The 21,886-nt window shown below is 38.2% G+C and carries 27 protein-coding genes; 19 read left to right on the plus strand and 8 right to left on the minus strand.

Annotated features, from left to right (window positions below):
* Positions 1-13: 13 nt before the first annotated feature.
* From accA to BM377_RS12540, 13 genes are all read left to right on the plus strand, one after another.
* Positions 14-769 carry a carboxyltransferase subunit alpha gene (accA, locus tag BM377_RS12475; protein WP_092248910.1) on the plus strand — a complete coding sequence of 252 codons (756 nt, stop codon included), beginning with the start codon at positions 14-16 and terminating at the stop codon, positions 767-769.
* 8 nt (positions 770-777) lie between these two features.
* Positions 778-2,430: an AMP-binding protein gene (locus BM377_RS12480; RefSeq protein ID WP_092248913.1), complete on the plus strand. Its 1,653-nt coding sequence runs from the start codon at positions 778-780 to the stop codon at positions 2,428-2,430.
* An 86-nt stretch (positions 2,431-2,516) separates the two neighbouring features.
* On the plus strand, positions 2,517-2,882 hold the full coding sequence (locus BM377_RS12485) for a response regulator (protein WP_092248916.1): 366 nt from the start codon (positions 2,517-2,519) through the stop codon (positions 2,880-2,882).
* A gap of 106 nt (positions 2,883-2,988) precedes the next feature.
* Positions 2,989-3,393 (plus strand): amino acid-binding protein, encoded by a 405-nt coding sequence (locus BM377_RS12490; RefSeq protein ID WP_092248919.1) that lies wholly within the window; start codon positions 2,989-2,991, stop codon positions 3,391-3,393.
* Between the two features lie 312 nt (positions 3,394-3,705).
* Entirely contained in the window at positions 3,706-4,293 is a 588-nt protein-coding gene (locus BM377_RS12495; RefSeq protein ID WP_092248922.1) for a hypothetical protein, read from the plus strand.
* 80 nt (positions 4,294-4,373) lie between these two features.
* Positions 4,374-5,735, plus strand: coding sequence for an ABC transporter substrate-binding protein (locus tag BM377_RS12500; protein ID WP_092248925.1), 1,362 nt, complete (start codon positions 4,374-4,376; stop codon positions 5,733-5,735).
* Positions 5,736-5,831: 96 nt separating this feature from the next.
* On the plus strand, positions 5,832-6,761 hold the full coding sequence (locus BM377_RS12505; protein WP_177223879.1) for a carbohydrate ABC transporter permease: 930 nt from the start codon (positions 5,832-5,834) through the stop codon (positions 6,759-6,761).
* Positions 6,762-6,763: 2 nt separating this feature from the next.
* Positions 6,764-7,585 carry a carbohydrate ABC transporter permease gene (locus BM377_RS12510; RefSeq protein ID WP_092248928.1) on the plus strand — a complete coding sequence of 274 codons (822 nt, stop codon included), beginning with the start codon at positions 6,764-6,766 and terminating at the stop codon, positions 7,583-7,585.
* Positions 7,586-7,707: 122 nt separating this feature from the next.
* Complete coding sequence (locus BM377_RS12515) at positions 7,708-9,489, plus strand: sensor histidine kinase (protein WP_092248931.1); 1,782 nt, start codon at positions 7,708-7,710, stop codon at positions 9,487-9,489.
* 1 nt (position 9,490) lies between these two features.
* Entirely contained in the window at positions 9,491-10,246 is a 756-nt protein-coding gene (locus tag BM377_RS12520; RefSeq protein WP_092248934.1) for a response regulator transcription factor, read from the plus strand.
* Between the two features lie 40 nt (positions 10,247-10,286).
* A complete protein-coding gene (locus tag BM377_RS12525) occupies positions 10,287-11,441 on the plus strand; it encodes a family 8 glycosyl hydrolase (RefSeq protein ID WP_092248937.1) in 1,155 nt (384 codons plus the stop codon).
* Between the two features lie 330 nt (positions 11,442-11,771).
* Positions 11,772-12,566: a PHP domain-containing protein gene (locus tag BM377_RS12535; RefSeq protein WP_092248943.1), complete on the plus strand. Its 795-nt coding sequence runs from the start codon at positions 11,772-11,774 to the stop codon at positions 12,564-12,566.
* Positions 12,567-12,580: 14 nt separating this feature from the next.
* On the plus strand, positions 12,581-13,210 hold the full coding sequence (locus BM377_RS12540) for a polysaccharide deacetylase family protein (RefSeq protein ID WP_092248946.1): 630 nt from the start codon (positions 12,581-12,583) through the stop codon (positions 13,208-13,210).
* 138 nt (positions 13,211-13,348) lie between these two features.
* Here BM377_RS12540 and BM377_RS12545 read toward each other — a convergent pair whose 3' ends face one another.
* From BM377_RS12545 to trxA, 4 genes are all read right to left on the minus strand, one after another.
* Positions 13,349-13,630 carry an antibiotic biosynthesis monooxygenase family protein gene (locus BM377_RS12545; protein WP_092248949.1) on the minus strand — a complete coding sequence of 94 codons (282 nt, stop codon included), beginning with the start codon at positions 13,628-13,630 and terminating at the stop codon, positions 13,349-13,351.
* Positions 13,631-13,717: 87 nt separating this feature from the next.
* Complete coding sequence (locus tag BM377_RS12550; RefSeq protein ID WP_092248957.1) at positions 13,718-14,041, minus strand: hypothetical protein; 324 nt, start codon at positions 14,039-14,041, stop codon at positions 13,718-13,720.
* Between the two features lie 2 nt (positions 14,042-14,043).
* Positions 14,044-14,799, minus strand: coding sequence for a nucleoside/nucleotide kinase family protein (locus tag BM377_RS12555; RefSeq protein ID WP_092248960.1), 756 nt, complete (start codon positions 14,797-14,799; stop codon positions 14,044-14,046).
* A 77-nt stretch (positions 14,800-14,876) separates the two neighbouring features.
* Positions 14,877-15,206: a thioredoxin gene (gene trxA, locus BM377_RS12560; RefSeq protein WP_330392994.1), complete on the minus strand. Its 330-nt coding sequence runs from the start codon at positions 15,204-15,206 to the stop codon at positions 14,877-14,879.
* 148 nt (positions 15,207-15,354) lie between these two features.
* Here trxA and BM377_RS12565 point away from each other — a divergent pair, with 148 nt between their 5' ends.
* Both BM377_RS12565 and BM377_RS12570 read left to right on the plus strand, forming a co-directional pair.
* The gene (locus BM377_RS12565; protein WP_092248963.1) at positions 15,355-15,690 is read left to right on the plus strand and encodes a winged helix-turn-helix transcriptional regulator; all 336 of its coding nucleotides are present in this window, start codon (positions 15,355-15,357) and stop codon (positions 15,688-15,690) included.
* A 54-nt stretch (positions 15,691-15,744) separates the two neighbouring features.
* A complete protein-coding gene (locus BM377_RS12570) occupies positions 15,745-16,656 on the plus strand; it encodes a hypothetical protein (protein ID WP_092248966.1) in 912 nt (303 codons plus the stop codon).
* Between the two features lie 290 nt (positions 16,657-16,946).
* Here BM377_RS12570 and BM377_RS12580 read toward each other — a convergent pair whose 3' ends face one another.
* Positions 16,947-17,144, minus strand: coding sequence for a PspC domain-containing protein (locus BM377_RS12580; RefSeq protein ID WP_092248972.1), 198 nt, complete (start codon positions 17,142-17,144; stop codon positions 16,947-16,949).
* A 201-nt stretch (positions 17,145-17,345) separates the two neighbouring features.
* Between BM377_RS12580 and BM377_RS12585 the strand changes: the two genes are divergently transcribed.
* Both BM377_RS12585 and BM377_RS12590 read left to right on the plus strand, forming a co-directional pair.
* Positions 17,346-17,687 (plus strand): hypothetical protein, encoded by a 342-nt coding sequence (locus BM377_RS12585; protein ID WP_092248975.1) that lies wholly within the window; start codon positions 17,346-17,348, stop codon positions 17,685-17,687.
* Between the two features lie 122 nt (positions 17,688-17,809).
* The gene (locus tag BM377_RS12590; protein WP_092248978.1) at positions 17,810-19,096 is read left to right on the plus strand and encodes an aspartate aminotransferase type Ic; all 1,287 of its coding nucleotides are present in this window, start codon (positions 17,810-17,812) and stop codon (positions 19,094-19,096) included.
* A gap of 39 nt (positions 19,097-19,135) precedes the next feature.
* Here BM377_RS12590 and BM377_RS12595 read toward each other — a convergent pair whose 3' ends face one another.
* Positions 19,136-19,429 (minus strand): hypothetical protein, encoded by a 294-nt coding sequence (locus BM377_RS12595; RefSeq protein WP_092248981.1) that lies wholly within the window; start codon positions 19,427-19,429, stop codon positions 19,136-19,138.
* A gap of 133 nt (positions 19,430-19,562) precedes the next feature.
* On the opposite strand from BM377_RS12595, the gene BM377_RS12600 reads away from it, so the two are divergent.
* The gene (locus BM377_RS12600) at positions 19,563-20,168 is read left to right on the plus strand and encodes a YgjV family protein (protein WP_092248984.1); all 606 of its coding nucleotides are present in this window, start codon (positions 19,563-19,565) and stop codon (positions 20,166-20,168) included.
* 8 nt (positions 20,169-20,176) lie between these two features.
* On the opposite strand, the gene BM377_RS12605 is transcribed toward BM377_RS12600, so the two are convergent.
* Positions 20,177-20,413, minus strand: a complete 237-nt coding sequence (locus tag BM377_RS12605; RefSeq protein WP_092248986.1) for a hypothetical protein — start codon at positions 20,411-20,413, stop codon at positions 20,177-20,179.
* 142 nt (positions 20,414-20,555) lie between these two features.
* Between BM377_RS12605 and pta the strand changes: the two genes are divergently transcribed.
* Positions 20,556-21,539 (plus strand): phosphate acetyltransferase, encoded by a 984-nt coding sequence (gene pta, locus BM377_RS12610; RefSeq protein ID WP_092248989.1) that lies wholly within the window; start codon positions 20,556-20,558, stop codon positions 21,537-21,539.
* A 135-nt stretch (positions 21,540-21,674) separates the two neighbouring features.
* Here pta and BM377_RS12615 read toward each other — a convergent pair.
* Positions 21,675-21,886: transposase (locus BM377_RS12615; RefSeq protein ID WP_177223880.1), on the minus strand; the 212-nt coding region annotated here is incomplete at its 5' end.

Below are 21,886 nucleotides of genomic sequence, written 5' to 3' on the forward strand. Positions count from 1 at the left end.
TATTAGGAGTATTATGAAAGATTATGATATAGTGCTGGGCGCCAGAGGTGAAAATAGGCCTACAGCAGTAGATTATATAAACGGAATTGTTAATGACTTTATGGAGTTCCATGGAGACAGATATTTTGGTGACGACGGTGCTGTTATTGCAGGTGTGGGATTTCTGAAAGATATGCCAATAACAGTGATTGGCATTGAAAAAGGAAAGAACACGGAAGACAGGATTGCTCATAATTTTGGAAGCGCCCATCCGGAAGGATATAGAAAAGCTCTTAGGCTCATGAAGCAAGCTGAGAAATTCCACAGACCAGTACTATGCTTTGTTGATACAGCAGGAGCGTTTTGTGGAGTGGATGCCGAGGAACGAGGACAGGGACGAGCTATTGCCGAGAACCTTTATGAGATGTCTGATTTGAAAACACCTATCTTATCCATAGTGATTGGCGAAGGAGGAAGTGGTGGAGCGCTTGCACTGAGCCATTCCGATAAAATTTGGATGCTGGAAGATGCCTATTTTAGCGTGGTTTCTCCTGAGAGCTGCGCTAATATTTTGTGGAAAAGCACAGAAAAAGCCGATGTAGTGGCTGATGCATTGTTCCTTACTTCCGAGAAATTATATAAGCTTGGTCTTATCGATAAAATATGCAAGAAAGATGATATTACAGGGCTTGGAGAGGATATATATTCGGAACTGAAAAAACTTTGTGCGACGGATGAAGAAACGCTTGTTGAGCAAAGATATCAAAAATTCAGAAATATCGGATACTAGGTGAAAAGATGGCTTATATATACCAGGACTATTATAAAGAAGTAATAGACGAAAACGGAAAGATTATAGATATAAAAATCAATTATAATGATTCATTTAATTTCGCATATGATGTTATAGATAGATATGCAAAAGAAGAGCCGCAAAAGCTGGCGCTTGTTCATAGGAGTGCCGAAGGTGAGGATACGCGCTTTACTTTTGGAGATATGAAGCATTTATCTGATAAAGCCGCAAATATGCTTAAAGAACTCGGCGTTAGACGCGGAGATTCGGTAATGCTTCTTATGAAAAGAAGATACGAGTATTGGATAAGCATTTTGGCTATTCATAAGCTTGGAGCCGTTGCAATACCGACATCACACATGGTGTCCGCTGAGGATATAAGGCAGAGAGTATCTCTTGCCAAGGCAAAGGTCGTAATCTGTGTTAATTCTGATCAGATATGCAGTAAAGTAGAAGAAGCACTGGTCGGAAGCGGGACAATCCAGCTTGTGGTGGGTGATAAGTACAAAGACAAGATTTCGTTTGATGAGCTTATGGAAAAAGCTTCAAATAAACTGGAAAGAGTATCTACACATGTTGAAGACGACATGCTCTATTATTTCACATCTGGGACAAGCGGTGAACCCAAAGCTGTTATTCACGACTTTTCCTATCCTATAGCACACATTTTTACAGCTAAAAATTGGCATGGAGTGAAAGAAGATGGCCTGCATCTAACCGTTGCCGACTCGGGCTGGGCAAAATCTGCTTGGGGAAAGCTATATGGGCAGTGGTTCATGGGTGCAGCCATAATGGTCTATGATTATGAGCAATTCTATGCAGGAGATATGCTTAAATTGCTTGAAAAAGAAAAAATACGCAGTTTTTGTGCTCCGCCTACTATATACAAGTACTTTGTGATTGAGGATTTTGGAAAATACGATTTAAATAACTTGCGTTACGTTACAACCGCCGGAGAGCCGATGCCTAAAGAGATAGCAAAGAGATTTACGGATCTTACCGGACTTACTATTAGAGAAGGGTTTGGTCAGACTGAGACAGCTTTGCAGATTTGTACAGCTGTGGGAGAGGAACAACTGACCGGAACAATAGGATGTGCATCTCCTTTATATAAGGTAGAACTTGTGGACGAAGATAATAAACCCGTTCCTGTAGGCGAAGAGGGCGAAATCGTTTTGATCCCCAAAGATGATAAGCGCCCTATCGGAGTTTTTAAAGGCTATCTTGGTGATGAAGAGCTTTATAAAGAAGTCTGGACAGGAGGAGTTTATCATACAAAAGATAAGGCAATAATGGACGAATCAGGCCATTTCTATTTTATAGGAAGAAATGACGATGTAATAAAGTCCAGTGGATACAGGATCGGACCTTCGGAAGTAGAAGATATAATTATGCGTCATCCGGCTGTATTTGAATGTGCTGTCACAGCATTTCCATCCAAGAACCGAGGCGCCGTCGTTAAAGCAAGCATTATCTTGAAAGAAGGATATTCGGATAACGGAAGGCTTGGGAAAGAGATTCAGGAGTTTGTAAAAGAAAGAGTTGCTATTTACAAATATCCTAGAATAATTAAATTTGTATCCGATCTGCCAAGGACAAGCTCCGGAAAGATCAGCAGAGCAAAGATCAGACAAGCTGATTATCAAAATAACGTTTAATGGTGTAAAAAACGATAACTTATGTGGTATTATTAAGTATATAGAATAACTTGCTATGTATTTTCATATCATATAAGGAGTGGCTTATGCGAAAAAAAGTACTGATTGCGGATGATACTGTTCTCATGAGAGAAATGCTAAAATCTGCGCTTGATCCGGCAGATTTTCAGATAGTTGGAGAGGCTGTGACGGGTGAGCAGGCAGTTGAATTTTATAAAGAAAAGAAGCCTGACATTTTGATACTAGATATAAACATGCCCAAAATGAATGGAATAGATGCGCTTTCGGCTGTTATGAAATTTGACCCCAAAGCTAAAGTTGTCATGTGTTCAGATCAAAAATATGAGAATATGATAGTTATGGCAATAAAAAAAGGAGCAAAAGACTTTATTGTAAAGCCGTTTACCGCTTCTGATGTATTACAAGCGGTAAAGAAAGCATTTGACGAATAATATTTTAGCGAGATAGCCCCGCTGTCTCGCTTTTTTACTGGACATGGGGATGTCCTGATGTTAGAATACATGCATACGCCAATCGGCATAGTGAGGAGAATGAAAAATGCTTAAACAAATATCTATATACGCAGAAAATAAAAAAGGATGCTTACAGAATATCACCGGAATCCTGTGTGATAGTGGGGTAAATATTTTGGGTTCTGTTACCAATGATTCCGCAGAATATGGAATAGTAAGAATGGTAGTTTCCGATCCTGAGAAAAGTATTGATGTTCTTGGAAAAGCCGGATATATTTGCAAAACAACTCCGGTTTTAGCTGTAGAGTGTCCCGATGAGGTCGGCTCATTGGATAAGATTTTGAAAACATTATATTCAAGCAATATAAATGTAAATTATACATATCTTTCATTTAACAGAGAATCCGGGCTGCCTATAATGGTTATTCATACTGATGACACCAAGCAGGTGGAAAATATTCTAATAAACAAAGGATATAATTGCATTTAATAGCGGCTGATATTTTAAACACAGGCAAATGCCTGTGTTTTTTTGTTGTCTTTACTATTGATCCCGGCCTTGTCAGATTGACGTAAAAGAATGGGCATTATGTATAAAAGTATCAATAATCCCGAGCGCAATTCTAAAGCGTTAAAGTATTAACATACATTCTGCACAAAAAAAGTAGCATAAAATTATCTTTTATCGTCAAGAAGTAAAAAAAGTACTTGATGAAGTAAAAGATTTCCATTCAATCAATTTTTTTTATCATATATACTAGATTATGCCGTGAGGTATAGAAAACAAAAAGAAGGCAGCTACATGAAAAATCTAAAGAAGTCATTGATTGTTGGCATACTGATTTTTGCTACGCTTACTCTTAACGGATGTGGTAAAAAAGTTGAGAGTTGGGCATACAATCATGAGCCGGACAAAGAGATTCTTGCATTATATGACAACGGAAACGCTGTCTTTAAAAATGAAAAATACAAATATATCAAAGATGATAAGTTTATAACATTAACCGCCAAAGACGGTAATGAACTTAAGATGCATTATGATACCGATAACGAAGGTATTGTTCTATATGAAATAGAAAAATATACGGCATGCGAGGGAACCGACGCTAACGGTAACAGCATTGATTTTTCGGAAGAAGACAAGCAAGGGATTGTTGGATATTGGCTCCATGAGAATGGAAATTCATCTTTTGTTTTTTCGAACGATGGAAGGTTTATGGAAGACAATAGTTTTGGCGGACAATATGCGGTCGACGAAGCTTCCGGACAGATAAAACTCATGTATGATGCAGATTTCCGTTTTCAAGATGCTTTTCTCTATTACTCAGTCAATGGAGATACTCTTACTATAGAATATCCCTGGCCTATGGTTCATACAACAGGGAAATAAAGGGGATCAAAAGCAGAAATGCTTGCGATAGAACAGGTGACATTGTCACCAAAACAAAACTTTATAATGGGAGGTATGATATGGAAATGAAGCGTTTAGTTTCAACCGTGTTGGCGGGTGTAATGGCTCTTTCACTTGTTGCATGTGGAGAATCAGCATCTACAGCACCGGCTACAGATTCAAGTGATGCAGCTCCTGCTGCAGAGGCAGAAGCACCTGCTGAAGCAGAGGCAGAAGCACCTGCCGCTGAGGCTGCAGCATCAGGAGAGCCTATAACTCTTAAAATGTGGTGTATCGCTACAGAGAGTGACTCAAACCGTCATGCATATGAAGCAGCTATTGCTGATATGCAGGCTAAGTACCCTGAGATCACATTAGAATGGGAAGCATTTGAGAACCAGTCTTACAAGACAAAGATTAAAGCAGCTGTTTCAGCTAACGAAATGCCTGATATCTTCTTTACATGGTCATGTGCATTCCTTGGTGATTTCGTAGAGGCAGGAAAGGTATATTGCCTTGATGCTGCTTATGAGAATTACAAGAGTGAGCTTCCTGAGGTTATGCTCGGAAACACAACATATGATGGAAAGCACTATGGTGTTCCGTTAACAATGAACATCGTTGGTCTCTTCGCTAACATGGATCTCTTAAAAGAGGCTGGATACGATGAGATCCCCGGAACATATGAAGAGTTCATTAAGTGCTGTGATGCACTTAAGGCTAAGGGAATCATTCCTTTCGGATGTGCAGGAAAAGAGACATGGTGCGTAACTGAGTATCTTGAGTCTGTTATCGAGAAGAGCGCAGGCGCAGATGCACTTAACGATATTTTCCTTGGAAGAGCAACATGGGACAATCCAGATGTTGGTGCTGCTGTTGATACATTCCAGAAGCTTGTTAAAGACGGATACTTTGATCCTTCAGGAATCGGCCTTACAAACGATGAAGTTAAGAACAACTTCATGGCTGGTAAATATGCATTCTACATGAACGGAACATGGAACTGTGCAGACTTCGCAAACAATGCAGAGTTCTTCCCTAAGGTAAAGGTTAGTGAGTTCCCTGTAATTAACGCTGATAAGGCTAAGCTTGGTCAGTTAATCGGTGGACCTTCAGATACACTTGCTGTTGCAGCATCTTCACCTAACGCTGAGAGAGCAGCTGATTATACTTTCGAGCTTGGTAAGCTTATTTGCCACTATGGATATCTTGATGGATGTGGACTTCCTGCATGGACACCTTATGGTGATACAAGCTCTGTAAATGAGCTCACACAGGCAGTTGCTGAGATCTGCTCAAATGCAGATACATACGTTCTCTTCGGAGATACAGCTATGGATGCTGATTCAGCTAATACATATCTTTCATATGTAGATCAGGTTTATGGATGCCAGGTTGATGGTGAGGCATTCATCAAGGGATTAGCAAAAGATATTCGATAACATAAAACAAAAGATTTAGCTTAGGCTACTTACGATCCTTCCTGTGCTTCCCATGGGGAAGACGGAAGGATCGTATTATTTTAGAAGGTTATAATAATGTCTGATAATAATTATATTGTAAGTAAAGAAATATTAAGGGAAAGAAGAAACAAGAACATAAAAAAGCATTTGACCATATTCGTATTTCTTCTTCCCGGATTAGCACTTTTTATAAGCATTCTTATTGCTCCTATAGCAGTATCACTCTATAGAAGTACATTTGATTGGAATGGTTTTTCTGAAGGAACATTTATTGGAATTGCCAATTACGTAGAGCTGTTTACCAATGGTTCGATCAAATTTATAACGTCATTGAAAAACGCAATGATCATAGCTATCTTCTCAGTGTTTATACAGTTGCCTATTTCGTTGGCGCTGGCACTTCTTTTGGGAAGAAAGCCAAAGGGCGAAAAGGTATTCTTATCAATATTCTTTATGCCTGTGTTGATCTCAACCGTTGTTATCGGTCAGCTCTGGTTGAAAATATATAATCCCGACTACGGTCTTTTAAACAGATTTCTTGATCTTGTTCATCTTAGTCAGTATAAGCATGTATGGGTGGGCGAAATCGGAACAGCGCTTGGAAGTATCGTTGTGCCCACTATTTGGCAGTACATCGGCTACCATATGCTTTTAATGTACGCCGGAGTTAAAGGTGTATCAGTAGACTTAAGAGAAGCAGCTATGCTTGACGGCGCAACAAAGTGGCAGGTTGATAAGTACATTGTTATTCCGATCATTAAGCCGATTTTAAAAGTAAGCGTAATTTTCGCGGTAACAGGTTCACTTAAGACTTACGACCTTGTACGTATTTTGACTGAAGGCGGACCCTTCCAGTCAACAGAAGTACCCAGTACCTTGCTTGAGAACATGCTTTTCTTAAGAAACAGGTATGGTATGGGTAGTACAATCACTGTTATGTTGATAGCACTTTGCTTTGCGTTTGCATTATTGATAAGCGCTGCATTTAAGGAAAAGGATAAATAAAAATGAAGTTTAAAAAATCGTTAGCATATATTCTTCTTGGAATATGGGCACTTGTAAACTTATTCCCTATTTACTTCATGTTTACATTTTCTCTTAAATCCAATGATGAAATTTTCGGAAAAAACATTATAGGTATCCCTAAGGACTGGTTGTGGTCGAATTACGCTTCAGCCCTTAAGACGGGAAATATGGCACTGTATTTTGCAAACAGTTTACTGGTTACAACTTTGGCAATTGCCATTTCTTTAATGGCAGCATTGATGGCCACTTACGCGATTACTCGTATTCCTTCGAGGCTTAATAAGTATATCAACGCATTCTTTATGCTCGGACTTACTATTCCACTTCAGGCTTCAATCGTACCGGTATATGTTGTTTTATCTAAGCTTCATTGGCTCAACAAATATTCAACACTTATCGTGCCATATTCAGCTTTTGCATTGTCAATGGCAATTCTTATATGTACAGGATTCATGGTCGATATTCCTATTGACCTTGATGAAGCTGCAAGAATTGATGGATGTGGATTATTCGGAACGTTTTTTAAGATTATACTTCCGCTTACAAAACCCGCATTTTCAACTGTAGGTATCTATTCATACCTTCAATGTTGGAATGAGTTCATGTTTGCCAATGTTTTCATTTCCGACTCTAAACACAGAACATTGCCTGTAGGTATTAAAGCCTTGTCAGGTGCATATACAACAGATTGGGGTCCGATTGGTGCGGCTCTTGTAATCGCAACATTCCCGACTTTGATAGTATATGTTTTCTTAAGCAGAAAAATTCAGGATAGCTTTATCGCTGGTGCGGTAAAAGGCTGATAATTTTATACAATTTAGAGCTTGGCGAAAGATAAAAGCCAAGCTCTTTTTCTTTTGCAACAAAAGGTGAAAAATGTTATCTTTAAGAGGTATTATGTGGAGGAAGTTTTGAGGGGCGATATATGAACATAAAGAAAAATCTCTTACAATTCTATGATAACAATAGCAAGAGAACATCCCTGTCATCCAGTCTTAAGCAGGTTATCTTTGGGATTATTTTTATTGCCATTGTTTCCTTTCTGATTTCCACATATTACATTACTGAAAAAGAGAGAAAAGAATATGGAATTCGCGAAGCAGAGAGCGTTATAAAAACACTCTCCAATAATATTTATTCCGAAACCAAGAATTATATAGACCTTTCAAGACTTATCATGACTGAAGGAAGACTAGTAACATTTCTTAGGGCGGACACAGACGATGTAGATATCGGAATGATCAATGACGCCAGATACGGAATTATGAGTATTCTTAATGTAAAAGAGGGCGTGGATTCGGTTATTGTCTTTCGCGAGGATATGAAAAGAGTAGTTACCGATAGATTTTCATATAAATATAACCATCCTCTGATCGAACAAGATATATGGAAAAAAGATATCTACAACGGAAGAGGACGAGCTGTGGTCTCGCTTAACAGTAATAAAATAGCTACAAGAGCGGATAACAAGCCTGTTGTGACTGTTGGAAGAGCTATATACGATATTGACTCTCAGCGTAGACGCGGACTTATGTTAATGAATATATCCGCTTCGGTATATCAAAAGATGCTAAATCAGCTACATTACAGCGATATATGTATAATGGGAATCGATGGTACATACTTGGCAGGAAATAAAGAGCTGGTTCCTTTTTTTGAAACCGGATTTGATTCCGCTCAGATAGTGCATAAGAATGATGTCCTTGATCATGAGCGGATCCTGATATCAGGATGTAATGTAAGCAATCTTCCGATTGTTATTCTCAAAGTTTCTTCGTACGGATCGGAAGGCATTCCATACAAGATTATATACGCATTACTTTTCTTGCTGGTGGTGTTTATATTGATGACAATATATGTAGCCAGATTTATTCAGAAGAATATTACAGATCCAGTGTTTGAGCTTTCAAGTTCAATGGAAAGAAACAAACGCTCCGGACATCTTAAAAAAATCAACATAGATATGTCTAGTAACGAACTCGACATGTTGAAGACAGATTATAACAGCATGATCGACCATGTAAACGAACTGATTGCTACACTTATAGAAAAAGAGAAAACACTTCAAAAAGCAGAAATGCGAGTGCTCCAAGAGCAGATAAAGCCGCATTTTTTATATAATTCCATAGAAACCATAGGTTTTCTTGCGATGGATGCCGGCGCCGATAGGGTACACGATGCACTTGAAACACTTGGCAGCTTTTACAGAAACTTCCTAAGTAAAGGAGACAGGGAAATTCCCTTGTCCAGAGAAGTATGCATAGTTAAAGATTATATTGCGCTTCAAAAGCTTAGGTACGGAGATATCATAGAAGATATTTATGATATTGCGGAGGACACTGAGAACTTCATTGTTCCTAAGTTAATCCTGCAGCCTCTTGTGGAAAACAGTATATATCACGGTATACGCTTAAAAGGTGAACGAGGTATAATAAGGATATCCAGCCGAATGGAAGAAAATGAACTCCATCTAAGCGTCAGAGATACAGGCGTGGGTATGGACGCGGATCAGATAGAAAAGATTCTTTCCAGAAAAAAGATAAATCAAGATGAACTCGACGCAGAGAGTTTTGGTTTATGGGGTACAATAGAAAGAATAAGAATCTTTTATGATAAAGAAGACGTGGTAAAAATAAACAGCGAAATCGGTGAGTATACGGAAATTGAATTTATTATTCCGCATGCAAGCCATTATGGGGTAAAGTGACATGAACAGAACATACAGGGTGATGATAATTGACGACGAAGAGTCTGCACGTAAACTCATGAGAGCCGGTATCAAATGGGATACTCTTAACATGGAAGTTGTCGGAGAAGCCGCAAGCGGCATTGAAGCTATAAACATTATTGACGATGTAAAGCCTGATATTGCTTTTGTTGATATTTCCATGCCTTTTATGGATGGAATAGAGTTTACCAAAACCGCAACAGACAGATATCCGAATCTGATCATTATAATCATGACAGCAATCAATCAATTTGAATATGCAAGAAAATGCGTAAGTCTGCCCGTTTTTGATTATATGCTTAAGCCTATGGTAAGAGCGGAGATTTCCGATGTACTGGAAAGAGCTAAAAAGAGGTTAGATGAATCTAAAGATTCTTGGGAAGATTCTAAGGCAGAAATAGAAACCGAGAATTCAGATGAAAATAACTCGACCGAACTTATTAAAAAATACGTAGAAGATAACTTTACGGACTCAATGCTTAATCTTACTTTTCTTGCACAATATTTTGGCTTCAGCGCCAGTTATCTATCAAGAAAATTCAAACAAGACACCGGCAAGAATTTTGTAGAATACCTAAATGACTTGCGAATGAAAAAAGCGGTAAAAATAGCAAAATCTAACATCAAAATGTATCAGATAGCCGCAGAAGTAGGAATTCCGGACCCGAATTATTTTAGTAAATGCTTTAAAAAGTATACCGGAATGAGCTATTCTGATTATATTTCAACCAAGTAATTGTTATAATAGATCAATAAAATCGAAAGGTTATTATATAATGAGTGCATTTGAATCAGGCATATACAGAAACATCTTTAAAGAGATCGGAAAGACCGAAGATGAAATTTCTTCACGTTTAAAAGAAATTGTAAATACTTTTTTCTATGACGAAGAAGAACGAATATATCATGAAGCCGGCGATGATATGGGGTATCTGACTGATACCGGCAATAATGACGCCAGAACAGAGGGCATGTCATATGGAATGATGATGTGTGTTCAGCTTGATATGCAAGAAGAATTTGATCGAATCTGGAAATGGTCAAAAACATATATGTTCATGACAGAAGGAGAGAATGAAGGGTATTTTGCTTGGTCATGTCAAACAGATGGTAAGAAAAATGCCGACGGACCAGCTCCCGACGGCGAAGAGTTTTATGCTATGGCACTCTTTTTTGCTTCACACAGATGGGGCGATCGGGACGGAATTTTTGAATATAGCAAAGAAGCCAAGGATCTTCTTCATTCATGCATACACAAGGGTGAAAACGGTAGAGTAGGCACTCCCATGTGGAATAAGGATAATTACCAGATTTTATTTGTCCCGGGAATTGGCTTTACCGATCCATCCTATCATCTTCCGCATTTTTATGATCTGTTTGCTCTTTGGGCATATGAAGAAGATAGGGAATTCTTTAAAAAAGCCGCAGAAGCAAGCAGAAACTTCCTTGTAACAGCGTGCCATCCTGAGACGGGATTAAGCGCCGAATATGCTAATTTTGATGGAAGCCCGATGAATAAAGAATTGCCTTGGGGACAATTCGGTGATTTTTTCAGCGACGCATATAGAACGGCCGCAAATATCGGTCTAGACGCCGAATGGTTTGGAATCGATAAAGGGCAATATTCGATTCCGTTAAAGATGATGAATTTCTTTAAAACCGATCTTGAAGCGGCAAGATGCGCTTATAAAGTTGACGGAACGCCTCTAGAAAGACCTGTTCTCCATCCTGTTGGACTAATAGCTACAATGGCTCAGAGCGCATTGACTATTCCATACAGCAATAATGAAAACAGTGATTTTTCTACTGCAAAAAAATGGGTTGAATGGTTTTGGAATCAACCTCTTAGAAAAGGCGTTCGAAGATACTATGATAATTGCTTATATTTGTTTGCCTTCCTTGCATTATCCGGCAATTATCGCATTTGGTAATAATGTGTTTTAACACATATTATACATAATGTATTTAAGTTATATAACAATTTAGGGGTTTTATTATGGCTAATAACGTAAAAAGAATTTGTATCAACTGTGGCAGAACATTTACAGCCCGCGAAGGGAGAAAGGTTTTTTGCTCATTTAACTGCAAAAGATTATACGGAAATCACATCAGTTTCAGATGCAGAGATTGCAGAAACGCGACTTGTAGCATAAGAAACAATAATCTGGTCAATGCGCCTTATGGATGTGAAAATCTGCTCAATCCAAACAGGTAATAGTCTATTCCGGCAAGATAGAAAGAGTAAATAAAATAAAGACATCATGGAATACATTTACGAAACACACCTACATACTATGGAAGGAAGCGCCTGCTCAAACACTCCGGCCGAAGATTATATTGACTACATGATAGGCCTTGGATATAGCGGTATTATTGTAACAGACCATTTTTTTAATGGTAATTGCGCCGTTCCTAAAGATCTTCCCTGGGATAAAAAAGTTGAACTATATTGCAGTGGCTACAAACATGCGGAAGAAGCTGCAAAAGACAAGGGCTTAGCAGTCTTTTTTGGCATCGAGTATAATTTTGACGGAGATGAATATCTACTATACGGTGTAGACGAAGATTGGCTTCTATCCAATCCCGATATTATGCAAAAAGACAGATTTGAAGTTTACGAAGCGGTTCACAGCGCCGGCGGAATAATGGTTCAAGCTCACCCATACAGAGAAAGAGGATATCTAAAGGCAATTCATCTTACTCCAGAAGTATGTGATGGCGCTGAAATTTTTAATGCTGGAAACCCTGACTGGCAAGACGCTCTAGGTTACCAATACGCGAATGACCGGAATTTTCTCTTTTCAGCAGGATCGGACATTCATAATTTTTCACAAGATGACATGGGGGGTATGAGTTTCCCCTATCCTATACATTCTATAAAGGAGTACGTATCGGCTTTTCTTAAAGGTGACGGAACTCCTGTGTTTAAAAGAAATGTTCACGGTGGCAATTCTTCTTTTAACAGAGTCACTGACGATATTGCTCTTACGGTGCCTTCCAGAACCCCTTCTCTAGAAGTAATATGGCATAAGAAAGCTAACGTATCAGCACAATAATGGAGGCGAATTTCATGGATAACAAGAAGAAATATATCGCACTTACTTTTGATGATGGTCCTTCCGATACAACAACATTACAAGTTCTTGATAAATTAAAGAAATACGGCGTTGTGGCCTCTTTTTTCCTAATAGGAGAGAACATGACTCCTGAGAGATCGCATATTATCAAAGAAGAAATCGCGCACGGATGCGATATTCAGAACCATTCGCTTACGCATTCCGATATGCGGGAATTCAACAAAGAAACAATTCTCGCCGAGATTAAGGAAACTTCTCGAAGAATTGTCGAATACACCGGGAAAGAGCCTACGTTCTTCAGGCCTCCCTATATCTATGTGAACGATCTTATGATGGATACAATTCCATTAGTATTCATAAGCGGATACAACGGTCTGGATTGGGATCCTGAAGTTCCGGCTTCCGAACGCGCACGGATGATTATTGAAGGCGCCAGAGACGGAGCAGTTATTCTTCTTCATGATCTTGAAGGAAATGATGCCACTGTAGAAGCTCTTGATACAATTATTCCGGACCTGCTTAGGGAGGGATATGAATTTGTTACCATAACAGAACTGTTTGACAGAGCCGGAATCAATTATCAGAATGCAAAAAGAGAAGTCTATTCATATACAGATCAATAAGTCTCTGCTGTTTTTTTGTATATGTATATTAGATGCCGAACATATCATTTCGTAAAACGGAAATTTTGCGAAATAGTGTGCGGCTTATTTTACTTTCTACACTATCTATATTTATTGATCAGCTATGAAATTTTACACTTAGTCACAATCAAAAATTGTCTTTCCTTCAAGCATATCTCCGAATCTAATCTTCCATTCGCTGTGTATGGGAGAATTGTCAAAATTCTCAAGCCCCTCAGGGGATAATTGCAATTCAATCATAACATGTGCTCTGTTTGACCGATCCGAACAAGACGGATAAATCCTAACCCCCGAAACGCCTTCAACATTGGTGGCTCCTTCAAATAATTCCTTGATTCCCTCCATTTGACTCTTCCAGTCAATGCATTCCTTAAATTTTGCTATTATATAATGTCTCATAATCATAACTCCTTCATTGTCATAATAGATTCGGCGCATACACAAACAAGCCGCGCTAATACACGGCTTGTTATAATAATTAAATCATCATTTAAAAAGGCTTGTGACAGTGTTCATTATTGTCTTGTTCTCAAGAATAGATTCCAATATGCCACCTAATTGAGTCTTCTCTCCTTTCAATATAGCCACTGCTGCTTTTTTTGTATCTGCGTCAGCAGCTCTGTAAAGCTCTAAAACCTTTTTCTCTGCTGCAGTAACTTTCACAGATGAACCGGTGCTTTTCTTGGCGGAAGCGGAAGTCCCTGTCTTTTTGGGCTTATTTGTGCTAGCGCTTTTTGCTTTTGAAGTAGTCGCTTTCTTTGTTCCGGAAGTACTCTTCTTAGATGTAGTAGCCTTTTTGGTAGTTGCCATGATTAGCCTCCTTCACGTTTAAGTAATGTATATTGATCATCATCTCTTAATACCAATTCAATGTCAGCCGGCTTTGTATTTCCCAGACATAGCCACACATTCGCCATATCACTAAAATCTACAAATTTAATCACTTTATCCATGGCAAAACCACTGGCAGCTCTCTTACGCGCAATCAACCTTTTTCGGAGTTGTTCTTCTCCTGCAATAATAGATATTGTATAGTCAGCATATGAAGAAAGATCTCTCCATCCCTTTGTATCCAGAAGTAGATAATTTCCTTCAATTATAACTATATCTGTATCTACCTTTATTCTATTTTCTATAGGATTATGCGAAACCCTGTCATAAACCGGCCACCCGCATACTCCTCCCTTTGCTACTTCTTCTATGCTACTTCTCAATTTCTCCAGATCAAAAGTAATCGGTGCTCCTTTTATATCTACCAGCGGAACCCTTTCCCCGTCAATAATAGTCGCATGTGAAAGCAAGTACTCCTGTCTTTTGTGAAATCCATCCATGCCAAGCGCCTTTACTGTTTTCTCGGGTATAACGTCTTTCGACAAAAACTCCAGAAAACTTGCCAACGTACTTTTTCCGGCTCCGGGAGGCGCCGCAATCATAGCGATTACACGATTCCCTTTCTTATTATGTATTTCAGCAAGTTTTTTCAACAAAGGAACATATATCTCTTCTATGCTCTCTTCGCTATATGTCGCCAACACTTCAAGACCATTTATGAATTCACAATATTCCATACGAAATCTTCCTTCCCGGAAACTGACCGCCTATATTTAAGTATATAGCATTTTGCAGCAGTTAGCATCTGGATGGATCAGATTAGTCTATCAAGAGTTCCTGCAAGTCGTTCCTTAGAAACTGCTCCAAGCTCACTCTCCTCAAGCTCTCCGCCCTTTATAAAAGCAAAGAACGGGATACTCATGACATTGTATTTTGCAGCAAGCTCCGGCTGTTCATCAACATTAACCTTACCAATCTTAGCTTTTCCCTCATATTCTTTTGCCAATTCTTCTACTACCGGTCCCATCATCTTGCAAGGTCCGCACCAATCAGCATAAAAATCTACAAGAACCGGGATATCACTGTTCATTACTTCTTCATTAAAGTTTTCTTTTGTAAAAATGTATTCCATATAATTCACCATTTCGTTCAGGTTTTCCCTAAACGCCTTTCTATCAAATAATACTTGTTTTTATTTACCGGTAATTATATTATAGGTAGTATAAAAAATATATCAACTACGCAGATTATACTAACTTGGTATCAAAAACCATACCATAGAAAGGACTTATATGAAAAAAGAATCCCTTTGCAATAATATTGCCGGTGAAAAATGTGGCTTAAAGAAGGTTTTGGATATTGTAGGTGGAAAATGGAAAATTCTCATTCTTTGCTTAATAGATAATAGAGAAGTCGTCCGATACGGCGAGCTTAACCGTGAGATTTTTGGAATTACGAACACTATGCTTGCAAATTCGTTAAAAGATCTTGAGAATGACGGCCTTGTTATCCGAACTCAATACCCGGAAATGCCTGTTAGAGTAGAATATTCGCTTACCACTAAGGCAAAAACCTTAATTCCAATTCTTCTCGAACTCAAGAAATGGGGAGAGGAAAACCTTTTCTAAATTGATTTTTTTAGATATAATCAGTTTTAACGCATTTATAAAAGGAGTCTTATCATGTCTTTAGAAAAGTACATTAACCCGGATTTTACTATTTACAAAAAACTGATATTCCTACTCATCACCATTGCAGGGATAGCGATATGCGCTCTATTAATTCATATCGGAACCAAACTGTCCTACGCACCTAATTCTTCGGGGAAAAAGCGCAAACCGACTAAACAAGAAAAAGAAGTTCTTTTTTTTAAAAACTTTCACTTAAACATTCAGCTTTTTATTGAAATGATGATCTCTGCAACATCTGTAATGATGTTTGCCTGTTCATATGTAATCGTGAACCACGTATACGCTACTGTCACAGGCCAAAGCGGTAGATACTATGGTTTTGATCAATTTATTAGTACATGGGACAATAGCAAGGATTTCATATTATTACTGCTTATATGTCTATCCTGTGTTGCGAATACAATAATCGACAAGCTGATTATCCCTCTAAAAATGCCTTCAAAAGAACAAAAAGCTTCAATACGAATGCTGGGTATGTTCTATGTTATTATAATCCTCCTGTTTCTCAATAATACAATTGGAGATGAAAGCCAATACAGTCCTGTTATGATGTACTATCTCGGGCTCATGATCGGTAGATTTATATATTTTGATGCTTCGTTTATGGATTTTATAAATGCATTAAAAAGTGCGCTTTATCATTCTCCACTTTTAATAATCGGTCTCCTTGTTTCGGGCTCTCTAAGCTTTCTGGGATTTAAACTGGGATATCTTTTAGAAAGAAACTATTATATAGTAGGTATTTTTTATACTCATCTGTTTATATTGGTAGTTCTCTTTATCCTTCATAACAGCAGGGTCATGTATCTCTTTGTAAGGAAACCTAAAGAGGAACCGGAGCCTTTATTCGACGAGTATGACGAATATGATGACTATGATGATTACGATGAATATCGAAAATAACGAGTACCCACCTTCAAAAGCACTGCCATGAAGGTGGGTATTTAAAAAATTTAATTTATGCATTACTAAGCAATCCTACTATCCCAAACACTATCAACAAAGGAAAAGCCACGTAGATCATACCACCGACCACTAGCATTACCAAGATAAACGGGAAGAATACCAAATACATTATTGCTTTAAAAATGCTCCAAGATGCTTTTATAGCAAAGCCTATCATTTTTCCAAAAATAATAAAAAATAGCACAAAAAACAATATCATCATAATCCGTTACTCCTATTACCAACGCTTACTGGTCAATATAATCCGGCTTATCGTCCATTATGATTGCCGCAACAATGTATACCGGAATTCCAATTCCTCCGCCAAGCGATGCCAACACCCAGATCAGGCGAACAATAGTGGGATCGACATCCATAAACTCTGCAATTCCACCGCATACTCCACAGATTTTTCGATCATAGCTTTTATATAATTTCCTATTCATTTCTTTTCCCTCCACCATATATAAAAGGTTTTATTGTTAAAAAAAGTATATCTGCAGTGCAAACTCAGATAAATACTGACTTTGGCGAATATCGTCCTTTATTTTTCTTTTTTGGAAAAATAAAAAAAGAAGAAAAAAGGTAATGAATCCTTTTTGTCTGCCGATATATTGAAAGATTAAAAATAATAAGAGGAAAAGAAAATGATGGATTATAACTTTCTATCTTCAGTAGATAGAATTACAAGTACATATCTCAATAATGATCCCCTTTCAAAAGCATCGGATTTAGGAGATGATATCAAAGCTAAACTCGGTCCTGAATTTACCGAAGTCTATGATTCTCTTAAGGCTATTAAAATGCTTAATTCTACTGTGCACCAAGACAATTCGATTTCTCAAAAAGACTCTTTACGTGAACACGCATCCAGACTCGGTTACTCTATTGATAATCGTGTTATTGACATGCTCAGAATATCTATTTCTGATGAAATGAACATCAAAGTCAATGATGCCGTTCAATCTGCAGCAAATGCGCTATTTTGACAAACCCTTTTCTTTAATAATTTAATACCTATAAAGATTTCCCCTTGACTTGACGGAGTGATGTTGTAATAATATCGATAGGATTATGCAAAAATACTTGTATACAACAACGAGGATGAATTATGAAAAAATACAGCGAACTGTCACAAGAGGAATTATTGAAGGAAAAAGAGCTGCTTTCTCAGCAGTATAAGGACTGGCAAGCTAAAGGCCTTAAGCTCGATATGAGCCGCGGAAAGCCTTCTGTTGAACAGCTCAATCTTTCTATGCCTATTTTTGATATATTAGATGGAAAATCTCTTATGAAATGCATGAATGGTGTTGAGACTCGTAACTACGGATGCCTGGAAGGTATCGTAGAAGCACAGCATCTTATGGCAGAAATAATGGATTGCCAGCCTGAGCAAGTAATCGTATGCGGAAACTCATCATTGAACATCATGTTTGATACTGTTGCACGTGGCTATATGTTTGGTTTCGGCGGATGCACTCCCTGGTGTAAGCTTGATAAGGTAAAATGGCTTTGCCCTGTTCCCGGATATGACAGACATTTCGCTATAACTCAGCACTTTGGCTTTGAAATGATCAATATCCCCATGCATGATGATGGTCCTGATATGGATATGATCGAGGATCTTGTATCAAAAGACGATTCTATCAAGGGAATCTGGTGCGTTCCAAAGTATTCAAATCCCCAAGGTATTGTTTATTCAGATGAAGTAGTTCGCCGCATGGCAAATCTTAAGCCTGCTGCTAAAGACTTCAGAATATTCTGGGACAATGCATATGCAGTACATCATTTATATAAAGAGAAATGCAAAATTCTTAATATTCTTCATGAATGTGAGGAAGCAGATAACCCTAGTCTTGCATTTGAGTTTGCTTCTACATCCAAGATTACATTCGCAGGAGCAGGAATCGCTGCTATAGCATGTAATAATGCTAACAGGCAGGAACTCAAGAAGACTATGACTGTTCAGACAATCGGTTATGATAAAGTAAACATGCTTCGTCATGCCAGATTCTTTATGGATGTCGAGTCTGTTGATGAACATATGAAAAAGCATGCTAAGATCTTACGTCCTAAATTTGAGCTTGTAACTAAAACTATGGAAAGAGATCTTGGTGAAATTGGTTGTGGTTCTTGGGCTAATCCCAAAGGCGGATATTTCATTACTTATGAGGCACCCAAAGGAACTGCTTCAAGAATCGTCGAACTCGCAAAGCTAGCAGGTGTTATTTTAACCCCCGCGGGAGCTCCTTTCCCTTATCATATGGATCCGGATGATTCTGTTATAAGATTTGCTCCTTCTCTTCCACCATTGGAAGAACTTGAACAGGCTGCTGACATATTTACAGTATGTGCAAGAATTGCTTACTTGGAAAAACTTCTTTTAGCTAAAGCATAATAAGAATGCCGTGAAGACATATATCTTCACGGCGTTTTTTTACTTCGGTATATCCGGTTTACTTTCCTTTAGTCTTTTGATTCCTTCAATCGCGGTTTTATATATCAGCGCCATATGTCTGGATGCCGGATCGTTCATATCACACTTCTTTTGCATAAGATTGAAATGCTGTATTGCCTCTTCAATAACCGTTTTAGAAATTACATAACCATCGCAATAAAGCGTGCCGGTGTCTGGGTCATACCTTGACTCCTCAAATCGTGTTTTCGCATAATCCCCCGCGCCCATGCTGGCGGCAAGCTGGTTTATAAGATCAGTTCTGGTATCTCCCATATAGAAATCTCCTTCCATAAATCCAGTAACCAATTATCGAATTATACAATAAGATTTTATCATAATTTGAACAACATGTAATCTTTTGATATCATACCATTGTCACATAAAATAATTATGAGGAGATATTGTCATGAATACAAATATGATCATAGAAGCTATTGGTTATCTTGGATCAGCACTGGTCTTAGTGTCTTTTTTGATGGCCTCTGTAGTAAAGCTCAGAATAATAAATTCTATAGGAAGCATCATTTTTACTATTTATGCTTTTATCATTCACTCATATCCTACTGCGTTGATGAACTTATGCCTAGTTCTTATCAACATCTATTATCTTGTAAAAATGAGTAATACCTCTGTTGAATATGATTTTATAAAGCTCAATAAGGGAGATTCTGTCATTAGCTATTTTATCGACTGTTATAAAGATGATATCCAAAAATGTTTCCCTGGAAATCCGCTCGATTTCTCAACTGCCGATACCGGCTACGCCGTTTGCCACAAAGGCAATCCCGCCGGAGTTCTTTTAGGAAGACTTGAAGATAATAACCTTGATATAATGCTTGATTATTCGACTCCCGAATATAGAGACTTTTCTATCGGAAAATTTCTAATCTCAAAACTCCCGGATGAAGGTATTAAATCTATGACCTACCGCGGAAACGATGTTAATCACAAAGCTTACCTTTCCAAGGTTGGTTTCAAGCAAAAAGACGGTTATTACGAAAAGCTTTTTTGATTGCGATATTATTGTTTCCCCATATCCATAAGCATTTTCATTGTTTCAACATCATTTGCATTTATTTTTATGTTGGATTCAATAGTTTTTCCTTCAGCTGTGGTGACTTTCATCGCAATGACGGTTCCTTCCTGCATTGCGTTTTCTCCAACAGCCCTTAAAAAAGGCATTACTTTAGGATGATCGTTTTGAAACAACCCCAACCTTTGCTGAAGCTGCATTATCATCATAGGATTCATGTTCATACAAACCTACCTCGCTTGTTTTTTATATTCTAATATATTAATGTAAAACTTGAGCGAAATCAAATTATTTTAATTATCATGGGTCTAAAATATGTATGCGCTTACAAAATGATAAATACCTGATATATAAGGAGGAAGATAAATGTACGGATTTGGAGATATGATTCAGAAGCTTAAGGCTGACCCTAAGACTATTGTCTTTCCCGAAGGTTCAGATCCAAGAATCCTCGAAGCAGCTTCTCGTTTGCTCGCCGGTAATTTTTTAAAGCCAATTCTTTTGGGAAATGAAGATGAAATAATCAAAGCTGCAGAAGATGCTGGATATAATATTAGAGGCGCTAAAATCATAGACCCTGAGAAATATGATAAGTTTGACGAAATGGTTGACGCTTTTTGCGAACTTAGGAAAAGCAAAGGCATGACGCCTGAAAAAGCTATTCCGATTCTTAAGCAGACCAACTATTTTGGAACTATGCTTGTAAAAATGGGATACGGCGATTGTTTGCTCGGTGGCGCAACTTATTCTACAGCCGATACAGTTCGTCCGGCATTACAGATCATCAAAACAAAACCCGAGAATACAATAGTATCATCTTGTTTCATCCTTGTACGCCCTTCTGCTACGGGTGAAAACGAAGTAATCGCAATGGCAGATTGTGGAATAAACATCAATCCTTCAGAAGATGATCTCGTTGAAATATGTGGTGAAACAGTTAATTGCGCACAGAGATTTGGTATTAATCCTAAAGTTGCCTTCCTTTCCTTCTCTACAAAAGGATCCGCTAAAGACGATACTGTAACTAAGATGCAAAATGCAACTAAGAAAGCTCAGGAAAAGTACCCTGATATCCCTATAGATGGTGAACTTCAGTTTGATGCTGCTGTTTCTCCCAGAGTAGCGAAACAGAAAACACCCGGATCGCCCGTAGCCGGACATGCTAATACATTTATTTTCCCTGATATCAACGCCGGAAATCTTGGATATAAAATTGCTCAGCGTATGGGTAATTTTGAAGCATATGGTCCTATTCTTCTTGGTCTTAATGCTCCGATTAATGATCTTTCCCGAGGTTGTAACGCAATTGAAGTATATTCAATGTCAATTATAACTGCGTCCCTCGCATAACTAATCATTACCACCGGCTTAGCCGGTGGTTTGCTCTGCGGCTATAAGCCGCTGTTCCCTGCTTGCCTCTAAAGAGGCTCTGAAAAATTCGCCTTCCGCACTGCGGTCACAGGCTGACGCTAAAGCGCCATCCTTTTAGCCTTTTACTACCGGCTCACCCGTAAACGGGTCAATATACTCTTTCAGTGTCATTTGATCGTATTCCATATCTTCTTTTAACTGGTTTCGAATATACTCTTCAATTTTCTTTGCATTTTTACCAACTGTATCAACAAAATATCCTCTACACCAAAAATGACGATTTCCATACTTGTACTTCAAACTGGCATGCCTTTCGAAAATCATAA

It is taken from the genome of Butyrivibrio sp. INlla21 (assembly GCF_900116875.1).
GTDB lineage: Bacteria > Bacillota > Clostridia > Lachnospirales > Lachnospiraceae > Butyrivibrio.